Origin of the sequence: Duganella margarita (assembly GCF_009857535.1) — a bacterium.
Lineage (GTDB): Bacteria > Pseudomonadota > Gammaproteobacteria > Burkholderiales > Burkholderiaceae_D > Rugamonas > Rugamonas margarita.
Genome location: NZ_WWCS01000011.1, coordinates 1 through 26,687, shown reverse-complemented (window position 1 = coordinate 26,687; position 26,687 = coordinate 1). Strand labels below are relative to the sequence as shown.

Genomic DNA, 26,687 nt, shown 5'->3' with positions numbered 1-26,687 from the left:
GTCTGCTCGCGGCCAGCCGGCAGCCGCGAATGTAAAATCATCCAGCGCCCAGTTTAGCATGGATGTTTCTGATTAGAAATTCTCCGGACGATAAAAAACCCGGTACGGGACCGGGTTGTGTACGGGGCACGCAACAGTTTTAGCGGCGATTGGTCTTCATCGCCGATTCGACCTCGCGCTTGCCGTCGCGATCTTTCTCTGTAGCACGTTTATCGTGCATTTTCTTGCCCTTGGCCAGGCCGATTTCACATTTGACGCGGCCGCCCTTGTAGTGCAGGTTGAGCGGCACCAGGGTGTAGCCGGAGCGCGTCACGCGGCTGATCAGCTTGTCGATCTCCTGGCGGTGCAACAGCAGCTTGCGGGTCCGCACGGCTTCCGGGCTGATGTGGGTGGAGGCGGTCGGCAGGGCGCTGATGTGGGCGCCGAACAGGTACAACTCGTCGCCCTTGATGGTGACGTAGGCTTCCTTGATCTGGACGCGGGCGTCGCGGATGGCCTTGACTTCCCAGCCTTCGAGCACGATCCCGGCTTCGAAGCGGTCTTCGATGAAGTAGTCAAAAAAGGCTTTTTTGTTGTCGGCTATGGTCATGAGTGGGTATCGGTTAAACTACTGCTGCGCGCCGTGAGACGCGAATAATTCAACATCATAGCAAATGGTTAGACAATGGCAGTAGTACACAAATCAGTTTTCCTCGGTTATAGCGCTCAGCAAATGTTTGATCTGGTGGCCAGGATCGAGGACTATCCCAAATTCCTGCCCTGGTGCGGTGGTGTCGAGATCCGTGAACGCAATGGCAACACAGTGGTGGCCAGCGTTGGCATCAACTATCACGGCGTCAAACAGAGTTTTACCACGTCCAACGAAAACACGCCGCCGGATCAGATCAAGATGAAGCTGGTGGACGGTCCTTTCAAGTGCCTGGACGGCGTGTGGACGTTTAAGGCGCTGCGCGAGGACGCCTGCAAGATCGAGCTGGATTTGCGCTATGAGTTCTCCAGCGGGCTGCTGGACAAGCTGGTGGGGCCGGTGTTTGGCATGATTGCCAACAGCATGGTGGATTCCTTCTGCAAACGGGCGGAAACGGTGTATGGCGGCTGAGACTTTCGCGATCCAGGTGTGCTATGCCAGCGACGGCGCGCAATTCCTGCGCGACCTGCAGGTTCCGGCCGGCACCACGCTGGAACAGGCGGTCGCCCTGAGCGGCGTGTTGCAGGAAGTGCCGGGCCTGGACCTGGGCCAGCTACAAACCGGCATCTACGCCAAGAAGAAGCCGCTGGACACCATTCTGCGCGCCCACGACCGCGTCGAACTCTACCGCCCCCTGATCGCCGACCCCAAACACGCCCGCCGCCGCCGCAAAACCCCGGCGCCAGTCGCCGAGTAAGCAGCGCCGCTAAGCCAGGTTGCGCAGCACAAAATCGCGGGTCGCGGGTTGGCGGAAGAAATCGGTGTGCCAGACGGTGGCTTGTTTTTGTTCGGCGCTGCCGAAGCTGAGCATGTGGTCGGCGTCGGGTGCGGCTTCTGGCAGCAGCACGCTGTCGTACGGCACGACCATGTCGTTGGCGCTGTCGATCAGGGCGTTGCTGATCAGGGAGCCAGCGCGTTCCAGCACCGAGTCGCCATAGTCGAAGTTGGCGCGGGCGTAGTAGTTGCTGGCGCTGGTCAGCAGTGTGCCGCTGCGGTTGAGTAGCTCGATCAGCGCCGAGCCGCTGGCCAGGGCCTGCACACTCGGCTGGCCAAAGCCCAACGACACCACCATCCGCGCCAGTCCGATCACCAGATCCAGCCCCATGCCGCCGCTGAACGACGCCAGCAACGCCGCGACGTTGAGAAAGTGTTTGATTTCGTCCGGATCAGCCAGCGGCGAACCCCGGTTGGCCGCCGCCACAAACATCACCTTGCCAACCTTGGCGATGCGTCCGGCGCGTGCCCGCGCGATGTCGGCCATGCCCTCGGTCAGTAACGAGCGCACCACCAGTCCGCCACGGCTGTGGCACAGAATATCCACCTCCCAGTTGGCATTTGCCGGCAGCCGGTGCAGCAGGTTCATGGCGTTCTGCTGCGGCGTGCGGCCGATGGTCCAATGGTCGTAGCCGAACACGCGGCCTTCGTAGCGCTCCAGCAGCGGTTGTAGATCTAGGTCGCCAAACGCGCCTCGGGTCGAGCTGAACACGCCGTGTACCAGCAGCAATACCTTGTGTCCGCGTGCAGCGCCGAGTTCGGCCGTCGTCGCCGTCTGGTCGTAGCCGTGGCGCAGCGCCAGCAGACGTTCCGGCTGATGGTGCGCTTCGATCTTGTCGATCATCGCCTGTGTCATCTGCGCCGCAGTGTTGATGGTGGCTTGCACGATCCAGTCCCAGCCCGATTGCCGCGCCAGCGTCTGTCCCGTCGCCGGGCCGGCGTCACCCGGAAACACGAATTGCACGCAGCCGCTGACCTTGTGGCGCACGATGTGCAGTTCGCCATCCGCGATCAGGCCAGCCGGCAGTGGCGGCGTGCCGGCCATCGGCTGCAAGTCGGGCATGGCCGCCAGCAGGGCGTGATCGGCCATCGCGTCCTGTAAAGCGCGCTGCAATTCGGCTTGCTTGTTGGGAGTGAGTGGCATGCGCCCAGTTTAACGCCGTCCTTGACCAGCAGCTTGTACTGTTGCAAAGAAGAGTCGCCGCACGGTGATAGACGCTGCACGGCCCGCAAGCCGTGCAGCGTACGCCGCGCTTAGCGGCCGTTGACGTCCACCGTCTTCGCAGCCAGCTTGACCTTGACGCTGGCCGCCGGCTTGGCGCCGGCCGATTCGGCCAGGGTTACCAGGTATTCGCCGGCCGCGATCTTCCAGGTCTTGCTGGCGCTGTCGTACACGCCCAGTAGGCGTGGATCGATCTTTACCGTGACCTTGCCGCTGGCGCCCGCCTTCAGAGCCAGCTTGTCCCAGCCGCCGAGGCGTTTAGGCGCTTCCCAGCCGCCGCTGACCGGCGACACGTACACCTGGCCCACCGACTTGCCATCGCGCTTGCCGGTGTTCTTGATGCTGAAGCTGACCTCGATACCGTTACCGGCTGGCTTGGCGCTCAAACCCTCCAGCGCAAAGCTGCTGTACGACAGGCCGTAACCGAACGGGAACAGCGGCTTGTGGCCCTTCAGGTCAAACCACTTGTAGCCGACTGCCGCGCCTTCGATGTTGTAGTCGGTGGTGACCTTCTCGATGATGTTCTCATCCTTGGTCTTGGCGTCGCCATCGAGTTTAGGACGCGGCAGCTGCGCCAGCGAAGCAGGGAAGGTGGCAGGCAGACGGCCGGATGGATTGACTTCGCCGCTCAGCACGCGCGCAATCGCGGCGCCGCCGTTGCTGCCCGGATACCAGGCTTCCAGCACCGCGCCGACGTCGTTCAGCCATGGCATCACCACCGGGCCGCCGGTTTGCAGCACCACCACGGTTTTCGGATTGGCCTTGGCCACGGCGGCAATCAGGTCATCCTGCTTGTTCGGCAGATTCAGATCGTCGCTGTCGAAGCTCTCCGCCATCCACTGGTTGCCAAATACGATGACCACATCGGCGCCGGCGGCCAGCTTGGCGGCGGCGGCGACGTCCTTGCCGTCGCTGTAGGTCAGCTTGGCCTTGGTCAGCGCCGCCAGTTCGCCCATCGGCGACGAGCGGTGATAGACGATCGGGCCTGGGAAGTAGGCCGGGCCTTCATTCGGCACCGCCGAACCGCCTTTTGGATAGACCTGCGCCGAACCGCCGCCCGACAGCACGCCCACGTCCGCGTGACCGCCAATGATGACGATGTTGCGCGCGCTGGCCGCCAGCGGCAGCAGGTCGTTCTGGTTTTTCAGCAGCACGATGGCTTCTTCGGCATCGGCCTGGGTGACCTTGCCGTGTGCGGCGAAGTCGATGCCGGCATCGGCCGACGTTGGCGTCGACACCGGATGCTCGACCACGCCGTGCGCGAACATGGTGCGGGTGATGCGCTTGACCATGTCGTTCAGGCGTGCTTCCTGCACGTGACGATTGACCACCGCTTCCTTCAACGCTTCATTGAAGTAGCCCGATTTATCGAACGGGAAGCCGGACTGCTGGTCCAGGCCACGGTTGGCGGCCGGGATGGTGGAGTGGGTCGCGCCCCAGTCGGACATCACGTACCCGGTGTACTTCCAGTCCTTCTTCAGCACTTCGTTGAGCAGGTAGTCGTTCTCGCAGGCGTAGTCGCCGTTGACGCGGTTGTATGCGCACATCACCGAACCCGGATCGCCGCGCTCGATGGCAAATTGCAGCGCCAGCAGGTCCGACATGCGGCCGGCCTTGTCGGCGATCTTGACGTTGATGTGATTGCGGTTGGTTTCCTGATCGTTGAAAGCGTAGTGCTTGACGGTCGAAATGATGTGGTTCGACTGGATGCCGCGAATCTGTTCGCCGACCATCACGCCGGCCAGCAGCGGATCTTCGCCGCCGTATTCGAAGTTGCGGCCATTGCGCGGTTCGCGCATCAGATTGACGCCGCCGGCCAACAGCACGTTAAAGCCGGTGCTGCGCGCCTCGCTGCCGATCATCGCGCCGCCGGCGAAGGCCAGCTGCGGATTCCAGGTGGCGGTGGTGGCTAGGCCGGAGGGCAGGGAAGTGCGTTCATACGGTTTTTTGGACACGGCCTGCGTGGCGACGCCAACGCCGGCATCCGATTGCCATTGCGGCGGCAGGCCAAGGCGCGCGATGCCCGGCACATAGCCGGCCGAATCGGGACGGCCTTCTTTCGGCTGCTCGTATTTTTTCGGCGAGAATTCGGTCGAGAAGTAGGCGAACACGGTCTGGATTTTTTCATCCAGCGTCATCGCCTTGACCAGCTGGTCGGCCCGCGCGTCGGGCGACTGCTTGGCGTCGAGCCAGGGTTGCGGTGCGTCTGCGGCGTGGGCGCCGGTCAACATAAGTGGATAAGCCAGTGCCAGAGACAGCCAGAGACGCTTCTTCATACGATACAGTGTCCTTATAATTTTAAGTTAATTTAGCGTGGGATCAGAACCTCCAACGCGTATGCTCCGCCCGCAACGATACCTTTGATAACGTTTTCAGTCAAACGCTTCCCGTCCTGCCACACCTGTATTTCGGCGACGTCCGCGCGTTGTATAGACACGTTGAAAGTGGCGTGACGGAACTGGCGCACCACCTTGATGCCGTCCCAATGCGACGGCAACTGCGGCTTGATGCTCAGCCCATCGCTGCAGCCCTTCAAGCCGCACAGGCCTTCGACGAAGCACAGGTAGACCCACGACACCGTGCCGGTATTAAACAACTGGCTGGAACGGCCCGCGGTGCGCGGATACTCGTGGTACGCGCCGCGATAATAATTCGGGATAAACACCGGCAGCTGGCCCCGTTGCCGGTAATCGGCTTCGCTCGGGCCGGGCAGCATGCGGCGCAGCAGTTCGTAGGCGCGGTCGCTCTCGTTGATCGTGTACAGGCTGTAGATGTAGAAGATCGCCGCGTGGTTGTACACCGCGCCGTTCTCCGCCGATCCCGGATGCTTTTGCGTCACGCGGCCGACGTCGTCGCGCATGGCGCTGAACGGCGGCGCGAACATCTGCACGCCGTACGGCGTGACCAGCTGCTGCTCCACCTGCGCCACCATCGAGGCGCGCTGTCCGGCATTGGCGGCGCCGCCAAGGATGGCCCAGGCCTGCGGGTTGAGCCAGATGCGGCCTTGCTGGTCCTTGCGGATGCCGAAGGTGACGTTATCGTCGGTGATGCCGCGCGCGAACCAGTCGCCGTCCCACAGATGTTCGTTGGCGGCGCGGTTGACGCTGCGGGCGCCGGCGCGGAAATGCTTGGCGCTTTCCGCCAGCGAGGAACTGGCGCCGCTGGTCTCGCAAATCTCGGCCCACAGATTGAGCGCGTAGGCGGTGGCCACGGTCAGCCACCCGGACACACCGCGGCCCTTGTAGCCGACCATGTTCATCGGATCGCACCAGTCGCCCTGCGCGATGTAGCTCAGGCCACGCTTGTCGCGCGCCTGCAGCAGCCAGTCCATGGCGCTGCTTACGCGTTCGGACACGGTGAGGGCGACGCCGGTCTCCTTGCCCACCACGTCTTCGTTAAGAATATCGTAGTCGGCGGTTTCGTCGAGGTAGACCTTGAGTGCCACCGGCAGCCACACGCAATGGTCGGTGTGCGGCACCTGGTTGATGTATTTGAGTTCCGCCCCCTCGGTCAGCAGGATCCCGTCCGGCATGGCGCCGGTGGCTTCCTGCTGCGACAGCGCGTGCAGGAAGGCCTTGCGCATCACACTGGGCTTGATGAAGCTCATGCCCATATTGTCCTGCAGGTAGTTGCGGGTTTGCGGATCGGTGCTGAGACGATTGACGTCGCCGTGGTAGAACACCTGGCGCGGCAGCCAGTGGTTGACGAAGTTGTCGAGGTCCGCGTCCGGCGTTTCGATGCGCAGGCATCCGTGACCGCTGGCGACATAGGCGGCGTAGTCGGCGGCGGTGGCCTGGAAGGCGTCGGCGCTCAGGTATTTGGCGCGCACCGCCTGGATTTCGGCGTCGTCAAACGCGGGGCCGAACAGGAAGCGGTAGTCGCGCGCCTCGCCATCGGCCAGCGTGACGCGGTACTGCACGGCGGCGGTGGGCGTCTCGTAGCGCGCGTCGCTGTTACCCATCTGTTCTGCGGTGATGGCGGACGGCGCATGCAAACCGCCTTCGCCTTCAAACGCCGACTGCCGCACTTCCCAGGCGTCCGGCGGCTGCTCGCACAGGAAGTAGGTCTTGTCCTTGAAGTCTTTTTGCTTGAAGTAGTCCGCCACCTTTTGATACGGCGTGACGCTGTTGGCCACCACGCCGCCCAGGTCCGCGCGGTATTCGCCCGACTGGTTCATCCACGACATATACCCGACAGGGAAGTAAGGGTAAACACTCAGCTTGCGCGCGCGGCCCGACAGATTGGTCACGCGCAGCGACCACAGTTCCACCACATCCGCCACCGGCAAACCAAGAGTCAGTTCCAGCCGTATGCCCAGGTGCTCGACGGTCCAGGCCAGGTTGGCCTTGCCGACCGAGAAGGCGTAGCTGTCCACCGGCGCGCGCACCGGCTCATATGGCGCCGAGAACAGCGCACCGGTTTCCTCATCCTTGATGTAGAAGAAGCGGCCCGGATGATGGGCGTAGTAATTCTGCTCCGGCTGCATGAAGGTCTTGGCCTCCAGGTTAGGGGCGTGCGCGTACTTGGCCGGTTCCGGCTGCATGAACTGCGCGGTGGCGTAGCCGCGGCAGGTGACCTGTATCATCATCTTCTGATTCCACAGGAAGCCGGCCGCCTGCGGCATCGCGGTAGGACTGCTCAATTCGTAGCGGTCGCCGTTGTGGGTTGGGCGTAGCATCATCACTCTCCGTCAGATCTTGCGCGCTTCCAGATCCGCCTGGATCTGCAGCAGCTTGTTGTTATCGAGGTTATAGAAGAACATCACGGCCACTGCAAGCAGCGCGAAGGCGGCCGGAATAAAGGACATCAGCCAGACAATGCCCGCCTGCGAGCCGGCGCTTTGCACGGCATTGGCGACGTAGCCCAGCTGGGTGAAGATCGAGCCGATCACTGCCACTGCAATCGCGGTGCCCAGCTTCTGCGAGAAGGTGGCGGCGGCGAAGGTCATGGCGGTGGCGCGGCGGCCGGTGCGCCATTCGTTGTAGTCGGCGGTGTCGGCGTACATGGAGAAGGCCAGCGGCGACTTGGGGCCGAGCGCCAGGCCCATGCCGATCTGCAGCGCGAACATCAGCCACACCTGGTCCTTCGGCACAAAGAAGAAGGCCGACGACAGCACGGCGGTAATCGTCATCAGTATCATCATCAGCTTCTTCTTGTCGACGAAGCGCGTCATCAGCGGCGTGAGCGAGGCGCCGGCGGCGGCCGACAGCATATAGGCCGGCACAAAGGTCGCCATCAACTCCGGCCGCTGCACCACGTACTTGAAGTAATAGGCCGCGCTGCTGGTGCGCAGCGTGATGGTGATCATGATAATCAGCGCCAGGAAAAACAGCGCCATCCAGGGACGGTTCTGCGACAGGTCGCGGATGTCCTGCCAGACGTTGCTTTGTTGCGCGGCGACGGGCACGATGCGCTCGCGCGTGTTGAGGAAAGTCAGCACGAACAGCAGCGAGGCGAACACGCTCCACGTCAGCATGGTGAGCTGCCAGCCCAACTTGTCGTTGCCGCCGCCCAGCCAATGCACCAGCGCCGGCGTGGCCGCCGTCACCACCGTGCCGCCGGCGAAGGCGAAGATGAAGCGCAAACCGTTGACGGTGGAGCGCTCCTGCGGATCGGCCGACAGCACGCCGGACAGCGCGTTGTATGGAATGTTGATGCAGGTGTAGCAGACCATCATGGCCAGGTAGCTGCCGTAGGCCCAGATGATCTTGCCGTCGGCCGACAGATCGGGCGTGCTGTAGGTGAGCACGGCGGCGCAGGCCAGCGGCAGCGGCACCCAGATCAGGTAGGGGCGGAACTTGCCCCAGCGTGTGCGGGTGCGGTCGGCGGCGGCACCGATCATCGGATCGGTGAAGGCGTTGATGATTTTGATGGTGAACATCATCGACGCGGCGGCGGCGGCAGAAATGCCGAAGACGTCGGTGTAGTAAATCAGCAGGAAGGTGGCGATATTGGTCCAATAGAAATTGAACCCCATGTCGGCCACGCCGTAGCTGATTTTTTCCCGCCAGGTCAGTTGTTTGGTCACTGTCATCTTCAAGCGCGTGTAAAAGCAGGCAGCAAGGGTATCACTGCCTGAACGGAACGGGTTGCCGTTCCGGAGAGAGCCTGTTTTTGATAGCGGTAACTATCATGTCTGCAAAATCTGTTGAACCAGCTCGGCCGGCGCCTTGCCGATGTCGAGCACGAGGCCGGCTTCGTCGTCCTGCAGCGGTTCCAGCGCCGCCAACTGGCTGTCCAGCAGGGTGGCCGGCATGTAGTGATCCTTGCGCGCGGCCATGCGGCTGGCGATCAGCTCGCGCGGTCCGGCCAGATGGGCGAAGCGCAATTCGGGATCGGCGCTGCGCAGCAGGTCGCGGTAGCGGCGCTTCAGGGATGAGCAGGACAGTACCAGGCCGCTGTTTTTCAGGCGCGCGTCGCGGATCTGCTGGTGCAGCGCTTGCAACCAGTCGGCGCGGTCGCTGTCGGTGAGCGGCACGCCGGCCGTCATCTTGGCGACGTTGGCATACGAATGGTAGGTGTCGCCTTCCAGGAAGGGCACATCCAGCGCGCCGGCCAGCTGCAGCCCGACCGAGCTCTTGCCGCAGCCGCTGACGCCCATTACCACCCAGCGAGTTTGTGTTTGATTAGTCATTGATTTGCAAATGCATGATAGCGCTAACAGTTTCCAGCGAGTTTAGACAAATTGAAAAAATTGTAAAGCAATATCGATGCTGCGCCGCAGCAGCGGTGCTGAAGAAGTTATGCGCTCTCGCGCGCCATCAGCGTAAAGCCGAGGTCAACCTGCTTGTTGACCGGATTGTCGCCCTTGATGACCGAGCGCAGCAGGGTGGCGGCCTCGAAGCCGATGCGGTAGCGCGGCGTGCCGATCGTGGTCAGCGACGGATTCATCCACGCCGAGGCGGGCAGGTCGTTGAAGCCGCAGATCGCCAGTTGCGACGGCACCGCGATGCCGCGCCGCTGGCACTGGTAAATAGCGCCGTGCGCCAGGTCGTCGTTGCAGCAGAAGATGGCGTCGCAATCCGGCGCTTGCGCCAGCATGCGGCCCAGCAGTTCGGCGCCGAGAGCGATGGTGGACGGTTCGGCGACCATTACCTCCAGCTTGACGTCGGCCAGACCAGCTTCCTGCATCGCCTTGCGGTAGCCTTCGGCGCGGCGCAGCGTGCGTTCGTCCAGCTGGGCGCCGATGAAGCCGATCCGCTTGTGGCCTTTGTCTAACAGATAGCGCGTCATCGCGTGGCCGGCCTGGAATTGCGAGAAGCCCACCGTCAGCTGCTCGGGATCGCTGGACATGTCCATCATCGACACCACCGGCATGCGCAGCGTGGACAGCATCTGCTGCACGCGCGGACTGTGGCTCAGGCCGGACAGCAGCATGCCGTCGGGGTTCGATTGCAGGTAGGTGTTGATCAGCTTTTCTTCTTCCTTGTCGGAATAGCGGGTGTTGCCGATCAGGATCTGGTAATCGTCGGCGTCCAGCGCGTCCTGGATGCCGGCCAGCACTTCGGTGAACACGGCGTTGGACAGCGACGGCACCAGCACCGCGATCACCTTCGATTGCGACGACGCCAGCGCGCGGGCGGCGCGGTTGGGCACGTAGCCGAGTTCGGCGACGGCCCGCTCCACGCGGTCGCGCAGCGCCTGCGACACCATCTCCGGCTGGGTAATGGCGCGCGAGGCGGTCATGGTCGCCACCCCGGCCTTGTTGGCCACCATCGCCAGCGTGATGCGGCCACTGGCGCGGCTCTTGCCCGCTTGAGTCTTCGTCATTGATGAAACTTGAGGAATGTTGATAGCGATATCATACGGCAGCCGAGACGAAAGCAAGCGGTTTTATTTGCATTCGGCCAACACCTTTTGCGTGTTTTTACGCAAATCCTCGCGCTGGGCGTCGTCCATGTAGCTGCGTTCGCCATTTTGATCGAACGTGCTGAGGCGCACGCCCTGGTCGATCGCCTGCTGGTTCTTGCGGGCGGCGTCGCAATTGGTGGCCTGCTGGGCCTTGTTGCGGGCCTCGGCGGCGGCGCGCTGCGCGGCTTCGGCATTTTCCAGCTTGCGTTTGTTGAAGTCGTCATTGCGCTCGGCCAGAGTGGGCGCGGACGCGGCCGGCGGCTTGGCGGCGGGCTCAGGTTCGGCTGGCGCATAGGGATTGAACAGCGGCTTGCCCGGCGCCTTCAGGATGCGTTTTTCGGGGATGTTGGGCGGTGGCGGGCGGTCCGAAAGTTGCTTGACGCCCTTGTCGTCCACCCACAGATATTGGGCCCAAGCGGACGGCGCGACGGCCGACAATAGGCTCAATAGGCTTGCTAAAAAAAAGTCACGATGTTTCATTTCAAGTGTTCCCCGTAGATATCTAATTTCGCCATGATGCCCAGCAACTGTCAACTAAAAGCAAGATTGTTGCGCGCCAAAGAAATTGTTAAATTCTGTTGTTTATTTTCAAATAAATTATAAATTCAATAATGTGAGCAACACCTTATTGAAGAGGATGGCTAATATGAACCATCTCTGCAAAGGGATGGTCCTGCCAGCGGAAGTGCTGGTCCTTAATCTAAAGGGGAAGCATTCATGAAAGCAAAAATGATATTCGCATCCATTCTGTTTGCGCTGTCCGCAGGCGTTGCCTCGGCCAACGACATTCAGGTGAGTGCGGGGGTATTACCGACTGATCCACTGAATCCTTGGTCCGATATTTTCACTCACACCTCGGGCGCGTTCACTGACACCATCGATTTCACCGTACCTTACCCGTACCTGGGCTCGTCGGCCAATCCGTTGTACCTGACCCTGCATGGCACGCTGGTGACCAATATTTCCAGCCTGGTCTATACGGTGTATGGTGGCGCATCAGGATCGTCCGGCGCGGCTATCGTTTCTTACGCGGGTGACGGCACGTCCTACGATCTGCCTTTGACCGCAGCGGGCCCTTATCATATCGAAGTTAAGGGCTCGGTAGTGGGGACCAACACTAAAGGTTCGTATGCGCTGGCTCTGGTGTCGTCCGTGCCGGAAGAGCAGACCTACGTGATGATGCTGATGGGCATCGGCATGATGGGCTATGTGGCACGTCGCCGCCAGCGCCGTTCCTAACTAAGATTGCGTCGCAGGAGCCGCCGTAGGGCGGCTTTTTTTTGCGCCAATGTGCGCGCGGGCACGGCCTTTACTTTTGGGCAGTAGACTGGCGATGCATCATCTGAATAGAATCACCCGACAACCTACCGCAGGAGATTGGCATGCCCATTTACAACGTTTGGTATCAGAACAAGACGGAACCCCTCGAATTTTCCAGCGCCTCCCGCGTGCGCGAAGAGCAAATCGTGGAGCGCATCTTCGAGCAAGAAAATATCGCGCACGACGCCTCGTCGACGTTGAGTGAGCTGATTTCGAAAAACAACCTTGGCCCCGTGCGTTATACCGAAGACGAGAGCGAGCCGTTCACCATCGGCTGACGTTAGCACGGTGCTGTGAGATCGCGAGAGGACGTCGGGCAGTTGGCCCTGAAGCACGGCGAAGCCACCCATGTCGTGGCTCTTCTTTTGATTCAGAATTTGACGGACAAGGTGAGTGGAAACTACGCGCTGACATTTTCAATTCGGCGCGCAGCGCGAGGCCGCCATGAGGCAAACCGCGCCCGGTCATTGACGGCGGCCGCACGGTACTTTGCGCGTCGGCCAGCCAGCAATCATTCCCGCAATGGTGGTCGCAGATTTGAAGCGGTCTGTTATGCCGGCGTGGCACGGTGTTGACGGCGGCGGGCTTCGGCGCGTTGAAAAAATCGGATAAGCTGGCTAACCGCCGCGCCATCAAGTGCCAAGCCACCGTAAGTCCCGGCGTCCAGCCTGCGGCGGCTGCCTATGGTTTTTCGTCGGGCGCATCGTATTGATCGTGGATGGCTCGCGAAGTGGCACCGAGACGAAAATGTCCGAGACCTTGCGGGGGCGGGCCTCGCTTAACTAATGAGGCTTAAGGCGCGCGCATGTCTATACCTTTCGTCGGAGAACTCGAATGCCAGCATACGAAGGCCTGCGGGCAGCATTGCATACGTTTCAGGCTGGGAGGCAGCGATTACTTTTCCAATAGACATTTCCATTTTTTTCATTGCCCCAATGGTTTCAGTCGAGCTAGTTACATATCTAAGAGGAAACTCGCCTTCGTTCGCCACTAACCAAAATAATCGGCGCCTGCTTGAACGCCCGCCGGATTGGAAATTTTTGCACTGATGAAAGTGGCGCCAAAATAATGACCGATGTGCATCTCATTTAATTCATAGCGATGTCCATCTATCGTCAAAGCTGAACAAGGAGGCGATCAGGAATAACCCGTGAATCGATTCAACATTTCACCTTTAAAGTTTCAAAAAGGACAATAATATTGGCATAGTAAAAACTTGCCGGTAACGAAAATACACCTCAACGGCGGCTTCATTGGGCTCCTATCTGCGAAGGCGATAAGCTCATGGCGCTGGCGTTTGGCTGGCGGCGCGGCCGGAAGTATAACGGCGAACTGGAGGCGGTGGTTGCGGGGTGCGTGTAGGAACGTTCAGCCCGCGGGTAGATACCCAGGGGGGGGGCTGGCGGAAAAATTGGGATTAAATTCGATTTATCAGTTGCAATATTAAAATTACAAGCTTATGCTGCATTGTCACAAAGTTACTAAAAATCCGCGCAACTAAACATTTGATTAGGAGCATTATCTTGGGTACCTCTTTCTCCGCCAAATCCATTCTCGCATCCGCCGTTCTGCTGTTGGTCGCCACCGGCGCCCGCGCCAATATCACCACCTACACTAGCCAATCGTCGTATTTGGCTGCCGTGGGCAATACTGGCGTCGATAGCTTCGATGACCTTGATATCGACGGGTACAACGGGCCGCTGAAGCGCAACGCCGGTGATTATGGATACACGGTCAGCGCGGCACCCAATTCGCCGCAAATCTGGGGCGCCTCAGACGACGGCTCCGACATCTGGCTCACCGGGGGTAATCGCCTCGATGTCGTCACCTTCGCTCCGAGTGCGGCGCTGGCGGGCGTTGGCGGATTCTTTTTCGGCTCCGACCTCTTTGGATTCTCCACCCCGGCGAGCTACCTGACGCTGTCTGCAACCGACAGCACGGGTGCGACGATCACCTACAGGCTGAACACTCCCAACTTCGACTCATTCGTCGGCTTCGTCTCGACGGGTAACCTTGTGTCGTTCAGCGTTAGCGCCGGCAACCAGCCGGGTGTTTGGGCCACCGTAAACAACCTGCACCTGTCTGCGGCGGTGACAGCCGTCCCCGAACCAGAAACCTACGCCATGCTGCTGGCTGGCTTGGGTCTGATGGGCTTCGTGGCGCGACGCAAGTCGAACGCATAAGGCGCGGCACTGCCAAAGCCGCCCATGGGCGGTTTTTGGTGCATAAATTTTTAACACGCCCCCAGCCAAGGCGCTCAACACACGGCCTTCATCCTAGCGAGCGCGCCAACCGCTCGCTCCGCGCAGCCCACGCGACGCGCGTCTTCTCCACATCGTCGTGATGCATATAGCGCTGGCTGACCATGCACACCAGATCGCCCTCGCGCGGGCGATCTGTTAAGTTCCTCGTTCATAGCAAGCTCATCTGCACATCTGGGCGCCGGCGTGACTGGCTCGTGTTTTTTGGCGCGCGGCGGTACCGGAAATTCCCAGCCACGCATCTGCTCGGCAGGGTAGGGGGCGCAAAAAGCTGCGCGCGTATTCTGGATCGGTGCAGTCTAGCCAGTCGTCCCACTCTGCCTGTGGCAGTATTACCAGCGCGCGCTTCTCCTCGTCCGGTTTGTGAAAACGCTTAATCAGCGGGTGCTCGTCTGCGTTGATCGTCAGTTGCGTAAACGAGTGCTCCGGCCCGGCCTCGCCACAGCACGAGCGCAGTTGGCCTACAGTCTCGGCAAGGGCATTCATCGTGTCGAACGGCCGTACGCCTGGTGGTATGCGTTTGCGCGGCACCATTCCGTAGCTGGCTAGCAGGCCCTCGCGACGGCCGTCGACGCTGCGGCGAACGATCGGTGCTCCGTAGTCCTTACACGTCTCTGTTTTCCAGAAGCCGGTGTCGCTGAGATTGATGATCACGCCATCACGGCACCCAACATCTCTGGATCTGGAGTGCGAACCGCCGGCGCCTGCCGTTCTCGTCCGGCACGCGCACGATGCTGGTAAACTTGACGTCCTCGCTCTCCAAGAGTCCCTATCGGGGCGGGTGCTGCGGCCGGTGTATAGGGCTCATGGCATAATCGTAAGGGATCGACAGCGCGAGAGCTTGCCCGAGGCCGAAAACGTTGCCGAAATCAGGACGAAAATGCAGACCGCCACTGGCTTTTTCAGACATCTTACTAGATGTAATCAAGCGATTCCTCCTATGTCCGGCGTTGTCGGTGTAAGTTGCAGACAATTAATCTCGGTTCCTGTATAATGCCGCTTTGCGCCTATAGGAAATGCTATGCGTCTACTTCAAAAAGCACTCACATTCGATGACGTGCTGCTCGTCCCAGCGTACTCCAACGTTCTGCCTGCGGATACGTCCCTCAAAACCCGTCTGACCCGCAACATCAGCCTGAACATCCCACTGCTGTCGGCAGCGATGGACACGGTCACCGAAGCGCGTCTGGCGATCGCCATGGCGCAAGAGGGCGGTATCGGTATCATTCACAAGAACCTGAATCCAAAAGACCAGGCCCGTGAAGTGGCGCGCGTCAAGCGCTTCGAGGCCGGCGTGCTGCGTGATCCGATCACCATCCCGCCGACCATGAAGATCCGCGACGTCATCAAGCTGACCGAGCAATATGGCATTTCCGGCTTCCCTGTCGTCGAAGGCAAGGAAGTGGTCGGCATCATCACCAACCGCGACCTGCGTTTTGAGCAGGAACTGGACGCCGAAGCGCGCTCGAAGATGACGCCGCGCGACAAGCTGGTGTACGTCAAGGAAGACGCCGACACCACCGAAGCCAAGCGCCTGATGAACAAGCACCGCCTGGAGCGCGTGCTGGTGGTCAATGACGCGTTCGAGCTGCGCGGCCTGATCACCGTCAAGGATATCCAGAAATCGCACGAGCACCCGCTGGCGTCGAAAGACTCGCAGGGCAAGCTGCTGGTCGGCGCCGCAGTCGGCGTGGGCGCCAAGGATGAAGAGCGCATCGACCTGCTGGTCGCCGCCGGCGTCGATGTGCTGGTGGTCGATACCGCCCACGGCCACTCGCAAGGCATCCTCGACCGCGTGAAGTGGATCAAGACCAAGTACCCGCACGTGGACGTCATCGGCGGCAACATCGCCACCGCCGCCGCTGCCAAAGCACTGGTGGAGTACGGCGCCGATGCAGTCAAGGTCGGCATTGGCCCTGGCTCGATCTGCACCACCCGTATCGTCGCCGGCGTGGGCGTGCCGCAAATCACCGCCATCTCCAACGTTGCTGAAGCGCTGGAAGGCACCGGCGTGCCATGCATCGCCGACGGCGGCATCCGCTTCTCGGGCGATATCTCGAAAGCGCTGGCAGCCGGCGCCTCGACCGTGATGATGGGCTCGATGTTTGCCGGTACCGAAGAGGCGCCAGGCGAAGTGATCCTGTATCAAGGCCGTTCGTACAAATCGTACCGCGGCATGGGTTCGCTGGGCGCGATGTCGGATGGTTCGGCCGACCGCTACTTCCAGGACGCCACCATGAAGGCCGACAAGTTCGTGCCGGAAGGTATCGAAGGCCGCGTCGCCTACAAAGGCTCGGTGCTGGCGATCATCTTCCAGCTGGTGGGCGGCGTGCGTCAGTCGATGGGTTACTGCGGCTGCGCCACCATCGATGAACTGCGCAACAAAGCCGAGTTCGTCGAAATCACGTCGGCCGGCATGCGCGAGTCGCATGTGCACGATGTGCAGATCACCAAGGAAGCGCCGAACTACCGTTCGGGCGACTAACACCTTGCAAACGCCGGCCGACGCCGGCGTTTTTCTATATTCAACCTGGTTCAAACTCCATGCACTCTAAAATCCTCATTCTCGATTTCGGTTCCCAAGTGACCCAGCTGATCGCCCGCCGCGTGCGCGACGCCGGCGTGTTCTCGGAAGTGTATCCGTATGACGTCAGCGACGAATTCGTGCGCAACTACGGCGCCGCCGGCGTGATCCTGTCGGGCAGCCACAGCTCGACGCTGGAAGGCGACGCGCCACGCGCGCCGGACGCCGTGTTCGACCTGGGCGTGCCGGTACTGGGCATCTGCTACGGCATGCAAACCATGGCGGCCCAGCTGGGCGGCAAGGTAGAGAACGGCAAAGTGCGCGAATTCGGTTACGCCGAAGTGCGCGCGCGCAACCACACCCGCCTGCTGGACGGCATCGTCGACTTCGTCACCGACGAAGGCCACGGCATGCAGAAGGTCTGGATGAGCCACGGCGACAAGGTGCTGGACATGCCGCCAGGTTTCGTGCTGATGGGCGATACGCCGTCGTGCCCGATCGCCGCCATGGCCAACGAAGAGAAAAGCTTTTACGGCGTGCAGTGGCACCCGGAAGTGACGCACACCGAGCAGGGCAAGGTCATGCTGAGCCGCTTCGTGCACGAAATCTGCGGCTGCAAGTCGGACTGGAACATGCCGGACTACATCTCGGAAGCGGTCGAGAAAATCCGCGCCCAGGTCGGTACTGACGAAGTGATCCTCGGCCTGTCGGGCGGCGTCGATTCGTCGGTGGCGGCGGCGCTGATCCACCGCGCCATCGGCGACCAGCTGACCTGCGTGTTCGTCGACCACGGCCTGCTGCGCCTGAACGAAGGCAAGATGGTCATGGACATGTTCGCCAACAACCTGGGCGTCAAAGTCATCCGCGTCGATGCCGAAGACCAGTTCATGGGCCACCTGGCCGGCGTCAGCGATCCGGAGCAGAAGCGCAAGATCATCGGCCGCGAATTCGTCGAAGTGTTCGACAAGGAATCGGGCAAGCTGGTCAACGCCAAATGGCTGGCGCAGGGCACCATCTATCCGGACGTGATCGAGTCGGCCGGCAAGGGCAAGAAGGGGCAGACCATCAAGTCGCACCATAACGTCGGTGGGCTGCCGGAGCACATGAAACTGTCGCTGCTAGAACCGCTGCGCGAACTGTTCAAGGACGAAGTGCGCAAGCTGGGCGTGGCGCTGGGCCTGCCGCATGACATGGTCTACCGTCATCCATTCCCGGGCCCGGGCCTGGGCGTGCGCATCCTGGGTGAAGTGAAGAAAGAATACGCCGACCTGCTGCGCCAGGCGGACGCCATCTTCATCGAGGAACTGCGCAACACGCCATACGAAGCGACCATCGTGCCGGGCTTCGATCAGGACGCTGTGCCGAAGAACTGGTACGACGCCACCTCGCAAGCGTTCGCCGTGTTCCTGCCGGTCAAATCAGTGGGCGTGATGGGCGACGGCCGCACCTACGAATACGTGGTGGCGCTGCGCGCCGTGCAGACGCAGGACTTCATGACCGCGCACTGGGCACACCTGCCGCATGCGCTGCTGGGCAAGGTAAGCAACCGCATCATTAACGAAGTGCGCGGTATCAACCGCGTCGTTTATGACATTTCTGGTAAGCCACCTGCGACTATCGAGTGGGAATGATGAGTCTGCTATAACTAGCTGATTTTAAAAGAGAAATGGGGGGCTGTTAATGATCTGGGTCGGATTATCAACAGCCCCTGTTAGCATGGGGTACGGTATTTATCTGGGTATGGCCGCGATCAGCATAACGCCGGATCAGCACCGCCAGTCCCCGTCAGCACATGGCCGGCACGCTCCAACAATGTCGCTGCTGTGGACATGTCGTTGCTCTTGATTAGCAAGTGATCGCCGTCGAAAGTGGACACGACGAATACGCCTAGTCCGCCTTCCGACAGCGGCCGCACCACTGACAGCACAATGCCGGTAGCGCCAAAGGCGAAAGGGCCGACGAAGCGCAGGCAACACCAGCCGTCTTCGCGGTGCGTGTCGGCCGGGACCCGGTCCGCCAGGCAGACAATCGACAGTTCGTGCGCCGAGCGGCTGATGGTCACGAAGCCTGCGCCATCGGCCCAGCTGGGAATGGCGGCATGCGGCGCCAGCCGACAGACCGCGTACTCGCCTGGCGCCTGCTCCAGTGTGATCTGATGAATTTCTGTGTGCATACGTCCTCTGAAGTGAGTTGTTAAATGAAAAGCGAGGCGGCGATGGCCCACATCACCAGGGCGATCAGCGCATCCAGCATACGCCATGCGCGGGGCTGGGCGAACAGCGGCGCCAGCCAGCGCGCGCCCAGCCCCAGGCTACTGAACCACAAGGTGGAAGCCGCCATCGCGCCGAAGGAAAAATGCATCTGTCCGTGATCCGGCTGTTGCGCCCCTATCGCGCCCAGCAACACCACCGTGTCCAGCCAGGCGTGCGGATTCAGCAAACTAAGGGCGATAGCGGCGCGTAACACCGGCCCGCGCCGCGGCAGGACGCGTTCGGCGCTGTCTGCCAGTTGCGCTTGACCGCGCCATGCAGACAACGCTGCGCGGCGGCCGTATTCGATAAGGAACAAGGCGCCGCCAACCCGTACCCCTTCCAGCAGGACCGGCGTGGCGGCGATGAGGCGGCCGACGCTGCCGGCGCCCAGCGCGATCAGCAGAATGTCGCAGACGATACACGTCAGAACGCACATCACAACGTATTGGCGCTGTAGCGCTTGCCGTAACAGGAAGGCATTCTGGGCGCCGATGGCGACGATCAAACCGCCGCCCATGGCCATGCCTTTGAAGAAAACCGCACTGATCATCATTGCGCCCCGATATAGAAAAGCGAAAGCGTAACGAACTCAAGCACATTAGTATAATGAATAGTGTTCATATTTCATTCATAAAACTAATCATGTGGGATTATCGTGGCTTGGCGGCCCTGGCGGCTATTGTTGAGGAAGGCAGCTTTGACCGCGCTGCTGCGGCCCTGGCCATCAGTCAGCCGGCGGTGTCACACCGGTTACGCGCGCTGGAGGAGTGGGCCGGCGAACTGCTGGTGATCCGCAGCCAGCCGCCGCAAGCGACACCGCGCGGCCAGCGGCTGATCGCGCATTTTCGCCAGGTGCAGCTGCTGGAATCCGGTATCGAGGAGGAATCGCAGGTGCATACATCGCTGCCGCAACTGGCAATTGCCGTCAATGCGGACAGCGCTGCGACCTGGTTGCTGGATGCGCTGTCGCTACTGCTGGACGCGCCTGCTTGCCTGATCGATGTGCGGATCGATGATCAGGATGAGACACTGCGCCATCTGCGGGAAGGAAGGGTGGTGGGCTGCATCACGAGTTCGGGCGATACCGTCGCCGGCACCACGGTAGAAGCGCTAGGGACGATGTCTTATCTGTGCGTCGCCGCGCCGGGGTTCGTGCGCCGCTGGTTTCCGGCCGGCGTCACCAGGGCTGCGATCAAGGCAGCACCGGCGTTGGTGTACAACCGCAGCGATCGCTTGCACGAGCGCTATCTGGAACAAGCCGGACTGCCGCCAGACGTGCCGCAACATTTCTTTCCGAGCGCCGAAGGCTTTGTGTCGTTCATTAAGGCTGGCTATGGTTATGGCATGGTGCCTGCTATCCAAGTCCGCCAGGAGCTGGAGCAGGGCACGCTGGTGGCGTTGACGCCGGCTGCGGCGCTCAGTGTGCCCCTGTACTGGCACCAGTGGAATATTCAGACACAGGTCACACGTGCTTTGCGCACTGCCATTGTCGGCACGGCGCAGCGCTTGTTGGCTTAGCACAGGCAGCGCGGCGCTTGACGGCATGAGCGTGTCGTCGTTCCACCATCATTTCAAGCAGTTGACATCGATGATGCCGGTGCAATACCAGAAGCAGCTGCGGCTGCTGGAGGTCAAGCGGCTGATGGTGGCCGAGATCGCCAACGTGACGCGCGCGGCGTTGCATGTCGGCTATGAACGCGCGTCTCAGTTCAGTCGCAAATATGTTCGCATGTTCAGGCTGACGCTGCGCCGTGAGTTCAGTCTGGCGCAGCCGAGAGGCGCAGGCGCAAACGGCGGTTCAGGTTCAGCGCCTTGATGTCGGCGCCGTATGCTTCGTCGATCAGGCGCGCTTTGAGTCCGCTGGCTTCGGCTGCTTGCAAGGCACGCTCGATGATAGGGCGATAGTGGGCGACCGATGGACTCAGATAGAAGCCAAAGTCGGCCGGGTATTCGAATAGCAGGCGCTGTTCCACCGCCAGTTCGGGATGCGCGCGCGCCTCCGCCAGCACTTCGATCACACCGCGCGGCAGGTAGTCGACATGGCGGTTTCTCGCCGCCACCATTGCGTAAATCGTATTCCAGGGCGCGGCATGCTCGTACAGAGGCAAGCCGGCGCTCTTCCACACCCTGGCGTCGCCCCAGCCTGCGCCGAACCCGGCGATCAACCCGGTGCGCTTCAAATCGGCCACGGAGCGCACCGGCAGGAAGGCCTCCGTGTCGGAGCGTCGTATCAGCAGCACGCGTTGGCCGATCAAGCCATTGGTCAAGGCGTTCCGCACCGGCACCAGCTGTTTGTCGCTATCCTTTTCCTTCGACTGCATGCCGTAGAATAGATTGATCTCGCCTTGGCCCAGCATCCACCACATGCGGCGGGCGGGAATATCCTTCACATACTGGATATGATAGGGCTGCTGAATCAGCTTCAACGACTCTTCCAGCAGGCGAACGAAGTAGTCGGCGCGTCCGTCCGACACCACGGCGACCCGTAGCTCCAGCGGCGCAACGGTGGATGCCGGCACGGGCGCTGATATAGATGAGGCCGATATAAACAGGGTGTAAGCGGCAAAACACATCCATCGCAGCTTGAAAATCATTTCTGCGGCTCCAGGGGGAAACCGGGATTGTAGCCTAACCCGAGTGCTAGACCTGGCTTGGGCCTATCCATAAAGCGAACAGGATGCTCATCGCAATCAGAATTAACGTGGGATGGCTATGCGGCTTGGAGCAAGCGCGGCTGATACAGGCGCGGCGGCTCTCCGCATAGGGCAGGGCGGCGTCGCGCCAGAACTGGGTAGTTGCGTCCATAACTGTCGTTGCGCTAAGCCGCGCCCATTTCCTTGAGATGCGCCGTAGCGTTGGTGTTGTCGGGATTGAGCTTCAGCGAGCGGCGGTAGTTCTCGATCGCCTTCGTCTTGTCACCCGCCTTCTGGAGGATTTCGCCGAGGCTGTCGAAGGCGTTCCAGCTGTTGGGATACAGCTCCGTGTTTAGCGTCAGGACGGCAATGGACTGCTTCGACTGCTTCTGGGCAAACAGCAGGTAGGCCCAGTCATTGATTTCCTCTTCGCTTGGATGGAAGGCGGCATTGGCGGTCTTCAGGTCGGCGTACACGGCGGCGGCGTGCTCGAAGCCTTGGCGCAGCAAGGCCGCGCGCAGCGTCTTGATATGCGGCGGCAGGCCGAAGCCGTTCGATGCGTGCATTTCCGGAATGTAGTAAGCGGCGACTTCATCGGCGAAATTTTCCGGGTTCGCGCCTTGCAGATTGGTCAGCAGGATCACCGACAGATCGTCCTTGGGATAGACGAAGAAGGTCGAGCGCATGCCGCCGATGGGGCCGGCGGCGGGATGCTCGGCCCGGGTGGTCACCGGCCAGCCCAGCGCCGAGCCGTTCAGCAGGGCGTTCATGCCGCCGGTCTTGCCGTCGTTGAGCACCACAGTCGCCCACAGGACGTCCAGGCTGGACTTGTTCTTCAACAGTTTGCCGCTCTGCAGCGCGATCAGCCAGTGCGCGATATCGTCGGCGTTGGACAGGATGCCGGCGGCGGTCCTGAAATAGCCGGGGAACGTGACGTAAATCGCCGACAGCCGGTCACCTGGTTTCCACTCACCGTTCTCGTTGCGCAGATAGGAATAGCCGCCGGCCGAATGCGGGATGACGTCGGACGAATCGCCGAAGCGGGTATGCGGCATGCCCACCACGTTGAACTGGCGCTGTTCGATGAAGCGGGCGAACGGTTGGCCGCTCAGCTTGTCGATGATCTTGCCAATGATGACGTAGCCGGTTTGATTGTATTTAAAGCGTTCGCCCGCAGGAAACTCCAGCGGCAGTGTTTTCACGGTCGCCCATGCCGACGCATCGCTGCCGTCGCCGATTGGATTTTCCTTGCTGTCGATTATATTCGGCAGGCCGGAGACGTGAGTCAGCACTTGTTTGACCGTGATCGCGCGCCATGCCGCTGGCAGGTCGTCCAGATACCTGGAAATCGGATCATCGATGCCGAGCTTGCCGGCTTCCACCAGTTGCATGATGGCCACGCCGGTGAACGCCTTGGTGCAGGAATTGATCGAGAAAATGCTGTCGCGCGTTGCCGGCACGGCGTTTTCCACATTCGCCGTGCCAAATGCATCGAGCTTTACAATCTGGTTGTGCCGGATGACCGCCACCTGCAAGGCGGGAATGCGCTGCTCCTGCATGGTCTGCTTCAAAAACGCCGTGACCTCGTCGGAGACGTTGGCCGCCGCCGCATGCAGGGAAAGTGAGGAGCAAACCAGTGCGATCAAACGTTTCATGTGAATGCCTCGGCAGGGAAAGAGCACGACAATACAGCATCTCGGGCGCATACACGGAATCTAGTCGATCATCACTGCCCGGGCAGCACTGACAAAGTTAGCTAAGATGAAAGACAGGTTAATGGATTGTCAGCCGGCCGGCCCAAGTTCCACAAAAATACCACGGGCAGCCCAACACTAAGCGAAAGTATGGGGAAGGCGGTGGCAAATCAGATCGATCACATGCCAATGAATGTCATAATTGGATACCGTCTTCGTAGTTACCCAGAAGGAGTCAGCGAGCGCCGCACTCAGCGTATCAATCTGACGCCAAGGATTATTTGGTCGCCAGTTGAATGTGTCCCGATACCAGAATTTTCTAAAGAGACAATCCCATGGGAAAACTTGAGCCTTCTCAATCAGAAGCACTTTCTCTGCGTGAATTGGTAGAGCATTTGCGCTGTCGTGCCGAAAATCTCGAGTTACTGGATCGCCTGGTGAGCTCCTTCAAGCAGGAAGTCGAGCATCATCATCAAGTGGCGGACTCTTTAAAACACGGTTTGCAACTGGTCCAACAAATAGTGGAGGAGCGCGAAGCCTTCTTCAATCTCTCGCTGGATATGCTGTGTATTGCGACAACCTCCGGCCAGTTTCATAAAGTTAACCACGCCTTTGAGCAAGCCCTGGGGTATGCGCCAGGAGAATTATTGACGTACAAATTTTTCGACCTGGTGCATCCTGACGATCTTGAGAGAACTCAGCAAGAGGTAAACAAGCTGTCTGAGGGGATTGACACCGTCAGCTTCGATAACCGCTACCAGCACAAAAATGGCGAGTATCGCTGGTTAAACTGGACCACACCGGCGCCGATCCCTGGATCAAGCTTTCTCTACGCCGTTGCGCGCGACATCACGCTACAGCGTCAGCGCGATGCGCACACGCTCTTTTTAGCCTCACACGACGCGTTAACCGGACTGGCGAACCGCTGGCGGTTCAACGAAGAGCTGGAGGCCAGCTTCGCCAGGTTAAAACGGCACACGGACAAAACGTTCGCGCTGCTATTGTTGGACCTGGATAAGTTCAAACCGGTAAATGATCACTATGGGCATCAAGCGGGCGATCTGGTCTTGAAAGCGATCAGCCAACGCCTGAACGCGACCAAAAGGGAAACGGATGTCTTGTGCCGGTTGGGAGGGGATGAATTCGCCCTGTTGGCCCCCGGTGCCGACGCAACGGATGCCGACCTTATTGCTCAACGAATGCGCAAGGAAATACAGCGTCCCGTCGATATCGGCGATGCCGACGTGACGCTTGACGTCAGCATCGGCATCGCGTTGGCGAGCGAGAATTTCTCGGATGCCGGTGCATTTCTCAAAGTAGCGGATGAGGCGATGTATACCGCCAAACGGAATAAGGGAAATTGCGCACACTGACGCTGGTTTGACAGCAGCTTTCAGGCATGGACAAGATGCATGGGCATGCGTTGCTATTAATCGATCGATGAATTACAGTAGGCCTGTCACGTCACCGCCGCCGGTCTCGCAAATCGGGACCAATCCGTATCCGCGCCGGCGGCGCCGGCGCCGCTCAGCGCCAGCCCTGTCGCCACCGGCTACTGTCCTGGAGCTCGCGCCATGGCAAGTCGAAGCTGCGCCGGGTCAGCACCGCTTCCAGGGTGATGCGCTCCAGTCCGGCGCCCGGCGGCTCCGGTTCGATCAGCGCCGTGACGATGAAGTGCTTCTCCCGGTTCAACGGCGTGACGGCGGTCCATTTGCTGTGCAGCAGTTTGGCCGGTTGCACGCGCGTGCTCATGGCGGCACCGCCAGGCCGGGCAAGGCCTGCGCCGATGGCGCGGTTGCCAGTCCGGCGGGCGGCGCCGACAGCAGCGACGGTGGGTCGACGCCGTCGTGGGAGGGTGCCGGCGCCGGCGGGCGCTCGCCTTGCGCCAGCCGCATCAGCGCCACGTAGGAGGTGTCGATCACGCTGCCGAAGCTGTGCCACGGCGCCGGCGCATAGCGCGCGACGTTGTCGGCGTTGAACAGATAGGGCTTGCTGCTGCCGGTGCCGGCCACCCATTGCCAGCTCAGGTGATTGCTGCCGAGGTCGCCATCGAGCAGGTGCGCGATCATCCAGTCGGCGCCGGTGCGCCAGTGCACGTGGCGCACGTGCACGAGATAGCTGGCCAGCCACATGCGTGCATGGTTGTGCAGATGGCCGGTCGCGTACAATGCGCGCACCGCCTGGTCGATCACCGGCACGCCGCTGCGGCCCTGGCCGATATCCTCCGGCAGCACGCGCTGATAGGCCGTTTCGGGCATCGGGCCGGCGTGCAGCGACTGCAGGATGGCGTCGCCGCGCGCGCCCCATACGTGCCGGAAGTAGGCGCGCCAGGCCAGTTCGTAGACGAACTGGTGCTGGTGAGTCAGCGGGTGGCGCGCGGCCAGCGCAGCCAGCACTTCGGCTGCGCTGACGATGCCGTGCGTCAGATACGGCGACAGGCCGCTGACTGCGCCGTCCAGCGCGTTGCGGCTGCGGGCGTAAGCCTCCGGGTCGAGCGCGGCGACGCGCGCCAGCGCGGCGTCACGGGTGGCGGGAAAGTGGTTCATGCCGGACTCCTCGGGTGCGCCGCCTGGCGGCAAGCGGTCGAACAATATAAAACCTGGTCCCAGTTTTTGGCCCAGCGCTTGCGCCACGTCATCGGCCGGCCGCAGCTGCGGCACAGCTTGCTCGGCAGCGCTTGCTTGTTGCCCTTGAAGCCGGCGGCGGCGCGGCGGTTCATGCGGGATCGACGCCGCTGATGGCGGCAGCCAGCGCGCGTGCCGAACCCCACGCGCCTTCGACCCCTCCGCCGCCCCAGGCGTCGCCGCAGATCCCCAGACCAGCCTGGGCATCCCACCAGCAATCGCCCGCGCCGGACCGGGCGCCGGCCGGCGCGACCGCGTAACGCCAGCGGTGCACGGTGACGTAGCGCCAGTCCGGCGTCTGGCCGAACCAGCGGGCCAGCGCCTGTTGCAGCGCGTCCTGCACCACGGCGGCCGGGGTCTCCAGATGGCGCGCGCTCCAGTCGGCGGTGGCGTGCGCCACCCAGTGCGCCATGCCGGCGACCGGCACGCGGCCCGGCTTGCTGTGATTGCGGATGATGCTGGCCAGCACGCCGTCCGATGGGCAAGCCAGTTGCCAGTCGCTGCGGTCGCCGGCGGCGCTGGCCAGTCCCATCAAGGTCCAGTCCGGCAGCATCGGCAGCGTCAGCGCCTGCCGCGCCCACGATGGCCGCCGCGCTTGCAGCAGCGCGGCGGCCTGGGCCGGCGGAATGGCCAGCACCACCGCGCCGAACTCGCGCGCCACGGTGGCGCCGCCGCTTTCCAGGCGCCAGCCGGCGGCGTCGCGGTGCAGCGCGTCGATCTGCACCTGGGTATGCACCGGCAGGTCCTTCAGGAGCGCGCGGCACAGCGCCGGCATGTCCGGCGCCGGCACCCACAAGGTGTCCTCGCCGGCAGCGGTCCGGCCGGCCGGGTCGCGTGGCCGCCA

The 26,687-nt window shown here is 61.4% G+C and carries 27 protein-coding genes; 10 read left to right on the top strand and 17 right to left on the bottom strand.

The window, feature by feature from the left end; translation table 11 throughout:
* Window positions 1-139: 139 nt before the first annotated feature.
* The gene (gene smpB, locus GTP55_RS17365; protein WP_161046128.1) at window positions 140-589 is read right to left on the bottom strand and encodes an SsrA-binding protein SmpB; all 450 of its coding nucleotides are present in this window, start codon (window positions 587-589) and stop codon (window positions 140-142) included.
* Window positions 590-664: 75 nt separating this feature from the next.
* Between smpB and GTP55_RS17360 the strand changes: the two genes are divergently transcribed.
* On the top strand, window positions 665-1,099 hold the full coding sequence (locus tag GTP55_RS17360) for a type II toxin-antitoxin system RatA family toxin (RefSeq protein ID WP_161046127.1): 435 nt from the start codon (window positions 665-667) through the stop codon (window positions 1,097-1,099).
* Window positions 1,089-1,385: an RnfH family protein gene (locus tag GTP55_RS17355; RefSeq protein ID WP_161046126.1), complete on the top strand. Its 297-nt coding sequence runs from the start codon at window positions 1,089-1,091 to the stop codon at window positions 1,383-1,385. Before GTP55_RS17360 ends, GTP55_RS17355 begins: the two co-directional genes overlap by 11 nt.
* Window positions 1,386-1,394: 9 nt before the next feature.
* Here GTP55_RS17355 and GTP55_RS17350 read toward each other — a convergent pair whose 3' ends face one another.
* The 7 genes from GTP55_RS17350 to GTP55_RS17320 form a co-directional block, all read right to left on the bottom strand.
* Window positions 1,395-2,606 carry an esterase/lipase family protein gene (locus tag GTP55_RS17350; protein WP_161046125.1) on the bottom strand — a complete coding sequence of 404 codons (1,212 nt, stop codon included), beginning with the start codon at window positions 2,604-2,606 and terminating at the stop codon, window positions 1,395-1,397.
* Between the two features lie 110 nt (window positions 2,607-2,716).
* Entirely contained in the window at window positions 2,717-4,960 is a 2,244-nt protein-coding gene (locus tag GTP55_RS17345) for a beta-glucosidase family protein (RefSeq protein ID WP_161046124.1), read from the bottom strand.
* Between the two features lie 32 nt (window positions 4,961-4,992).
* Window positions 4,993-7,365 carry a GH36-type glycosyl hydrolase domain-containing protein gene (locus GTP55_RS17340; RefSeq protein WP_229258014.1) on the bottom strand — a complete coding sequence of 791 codons (2,373 nt, stop codon included), beginning with the start codon at window positions 7,363-7,365 and terminating at the stop codon, window positions 4,993-4,995.
* Window positions 7,366-7,374: 9 nt separating this feature from the next.
* Window positions 7,375-8,718 carry an MFS transporter gene (locus GTP55_RS17335; RefSeq protein ID WP_161046123.1) on the bottom strand — a complete coding sequence of 448 codons (1,344 nt, stop codon included), beginning with the start codon at window positions 8,716-8,718 and terminating at the stop codon, window positions 7,375-7,377.
* A gap of 96 nt (window positions 8,719-8,814) precedes the next feature.
* Window positions 8,815-9,318, bottom strand: a complete 504-nt coding sequence (locus GTP55_RS17330) for a gluconokinase (RefSeq protein ID WP_229258012.1) — start codon at window positions 9,316-9,318, stop codon at window positions 8,815-8,817.
* A 107-nt stretch (window positions 9,319-9,425) separates the two neighbouring features.
* Complete coding sequence (gene gntR, locus GTP55_RS17325; RefSeq protein ID WP_161046122.1) at window positions 9,426-10,454, bottom strand: HTH-type transcriptional regulator GntR; 1,029 nt, start codon at window positions 10,452-10,454, stop codon at window positions 9,426-9,428.
* Between the two features lie 63 nt (window positions 10,455-10,517).
* Window positions 10,518-10,982, bottom strand: coding sequence for a DUF4124 domain-containing protein (locus tag GTP55_RS17320; RefSeq protein WP_229258010.1), 465 nt, complete (start codon window positions 10,980-10,982; stop codon window positions 10,518-10,520).
* A 270-nt stretch (window positions 10,983-11,252) separates the two neighbouring features.
* On the opposite strand from GTP55_RS17320, the gene GTP55_RS17315 reads away from it, so the two are divergent.
* From GTP55_RS17315 to GTP55_RS17305, 3 genes are all read left to right on the top strand, one after another.
* Window positions 11,253-11,774 carry an FxDxF family PEP-CTERM protein gene (locus GTP55_RS17315; RefSeq protein ID WP_161046120.1) on the top strand — a complete coding sequence of 174 codons (522 nt, stop codon included), beginning with the start codon at window positions 11,253-11,255 and terminating at the stop codon, window positions 11,772-11,774.
* Between the two features lie 143 nt (window positions 11,775-11,917).
* Entirely contained in the window at window positions 11,918-12,133 is a 216-nt protein-coding gene (locus tag GTP55_RS17310) for a hypothetical protein (protein WP_161046119.1), read from the top strand.
* A gap of 1,239 nt (window positions 12,134-13,372) precedes the next feature.
* Window positions 13,373-14,038, top strand: a complete 666-nt coding sequence (locus GTP55_RS17305; protein WP_371868379.1) for a PEP-CTERM sorting domain-containing protein — start codon at window positions 13,373-13,375, stop codon at window positions 14,036-14,038.
* 240 nt (window positions 14,039-14,278) lie between these two features.
* Here GTP55_RS17305 and GTP55_RS17300 read toward each other — a convergent pair whose 3' ends face one another.
* Window positions 14,279-14,770, bottom strand: a complete 492-nt coding sequence (locus GTP55_RS17300; RefSeq protein ID WP_202423752.1) for an SOS response-associated peptidase family protein — start codon at window positions 14,768-14,770, stop codon at window positions 14,279-14,281.
* A 367-nt stretch (window positions 14,771-15,137) separates the two neighbouring features.
* Here GTP55_RS17300 and guaB point away from each other — a divergent pair, with 367 nt between their 5' ends.
* Together guaB and guaA are read left to right on the top strand one after the other, a co-directional pair.
* On the top strand, window positions 15,138-16,601 hold the full coding sequence (guaB, locus tag GTP55_RS17295; protein ID WP_161046118.1) for an IMP dehydrogenase: 1,464 nt from the start codon (window positions 15,138-15,140) through the stop codon (window positions 16,599-16,601).
* A gap of 59 nt (window positions 16,602-16,660) precedes the next feature.
* On the top strand, window positions 16,661-18,271 hold the full coding sequence (guaA, locus tag GTP55_RS17290) for a glutamine-hydrolyzing GMP synthase (protein WP_161046117.1): 1,611 nt from the start codon (window positions 16,661-16,663) through the stop codon (window positions 18,269-18,271).
* 119 nt (window positions 18,272-18,390) lie between these two features.
* Here guaA and GTP55_RS17285 read toward each other — a convergent pair whose 3' ends face one another.
* Window positions 18,391-18,813, bottom strand: coding sequence for an ACT domain-containing protein (locus tag GTP55_RS17285; RefSeq protein WP_161046116.1), 423 nt, complete (start codon window positions 18,811-18,813; stop codon window positions 18,391-18,393).
* A gap of 20 nt (window positions 18,814-18,833) precedes the next feature.
* Window positions 18,834-19,442, bottom strand: coding sequence for a LysE/ArgO family amino acid transporter (locus GTP55_RS17280; protein WP_202423760.1), 609 nt, complete (start codon window positions 19,440-19,442; stop codon window positions 18,834-18,836).
* A 56-nt stretch (window positions 19,443-19,498) separates the two neighbouring features.
* On the opposite strand from GTP55_RS17280, the gene GTP55_RS17275 reads away from it, so the two are divergent.
* Both GTP55_RS17275 and GTP55_RS17270 read left to right on the top strand, forming a co-directional pair.
* A complete protein-coding gene (locus GTP55_RS17275; protein ID WP_161046115.1) occupies window positions 19,499-20,410 on the top strand; it encodes a LysR family transcriptional regulator ArgP in 912 nt (303 codons plus the stop codon).
* 25 nt (window positions 20,411-20,435) lie between these two features.
* Window positions 20,436-20,708, top strand: coding sequence for a helix-turn-helix domain-containing protein (locus GTP55_RS17270; RefSeq protein ID WP_161046114.1), 273 nt, complete (start codon window positions 20,436-20,438; stop codon window positions 20,706-20,708).
* Here the strand turns inward: GTP55_RS17270 and GTP55_RS17265 are convergent.
* Both GTP55_RS17265 and GTP55_RS17260 read right to left on the bottom strand, forming a co-directional pair.
* Window positions 20,650-21,411 carry a hypothetical protein gene (locus GTP55_RS17265; protein ID WP_371868373.1) on the bottom strand — a complete coding sequence of 254 codons (762 nt, stop codon included), beginning with the start codon at window positions 21,409-21,411 and terminating at the stop codon, window positions 20,650-20,652. The genes GTP55_RS17270 and GTP55_RS17265 overlap by 59 nt on opposite strands.
* Window positions 21,412-21,710: 299 nt before the next feature.
* Window positions 21,711-23,180, bottom strand: a complete 1,470-nt coding sequence (locus tag GTP55_RS17260) for a serine hydrolase domain-containing protein (RefSeq protein WP_161046112.1) — start codon at window positions 23,178-23,180, stop codon at window positions 21,711-21,713.
* A gap of 374 nt (window positions 23,181-23,554) precedes the next feature.
* On the opposite strand from GTP55_RS17260, the gene GTP55_RS17255 reads away from it, so the two are divergent.
* Window positions 23,555-24,592 carry a GGDEF domain-containing protein gene (locus GTP55_RS17255; protein WP_161046111.1) on the top strand — a complete coding sequence of 346 codons (1,038 nt, stop codon included), beginning with the start codon at window positions 23,555-23,557 and terminating at the stop codon, window positions 24,590-24,592.
* A 154-nt stretch (window positions 24,593-24,746) separates the two neighbouring features.
* Here the strand turns inward: GTP55_RS17255 and GTP55_RS17250 are convergent, their stop codons facing one another.
* From GTP55_RS17250 to GTP55_RS17235, 4 genes are all read right to left on the bottom strand, one after another.
* On the bottom strand, window positions 24,747-24,971 hold the full coding sequence (locus GTP55_RS17250; RefSeq protein WP_161046110.1) for a TIGR02450 family Trp-rich protein: 225 nt from the start codon (window positions 24,969-24,971) through the stop codon (window positions 24,747-24,749).
* Window positions 24,968-25,765, bottom strand: a complete 798-nt coding sequence (locus tag GTP55_RS17245) for an FAD-binding domain-containing protein (protein ID WP_161046109.1) — start codon at window positions 25,763-25,765, stop codon at window positions 24,968-24,970. The genes GTP55_RS17250 and GTP55_RS17245 overlap by 4 nt, the downstream gene beginning before the upstream one ends.
* A complete protein-coding gene (locus tag GTP55_RS17240) occupies window positions 25,762-25,938 on the bottom strand; it encodes a DUF2256 domain-containing protein (protein ID WP_161046108.1) in 177 nt (58 codons plus the stop codon). The genes GTP55_RS17245 and GTP55_RS17240 overlap by 4 nt, the downstream gene beginning before the upstream one ends.
* Window positions 25,935-26,687, bottom strand: a 753-nt coding sequence (locus GTP55_RS17235) for an NAD(P)/FAD-dependent oxidoreductase (RefSeq protein WP_161046107.1), incomplete at its 5' end; no start/stop codon positions are given. The genes GTP55_RS17240 and GTP55_RS17235, both read right to left, overlap by 4 nt.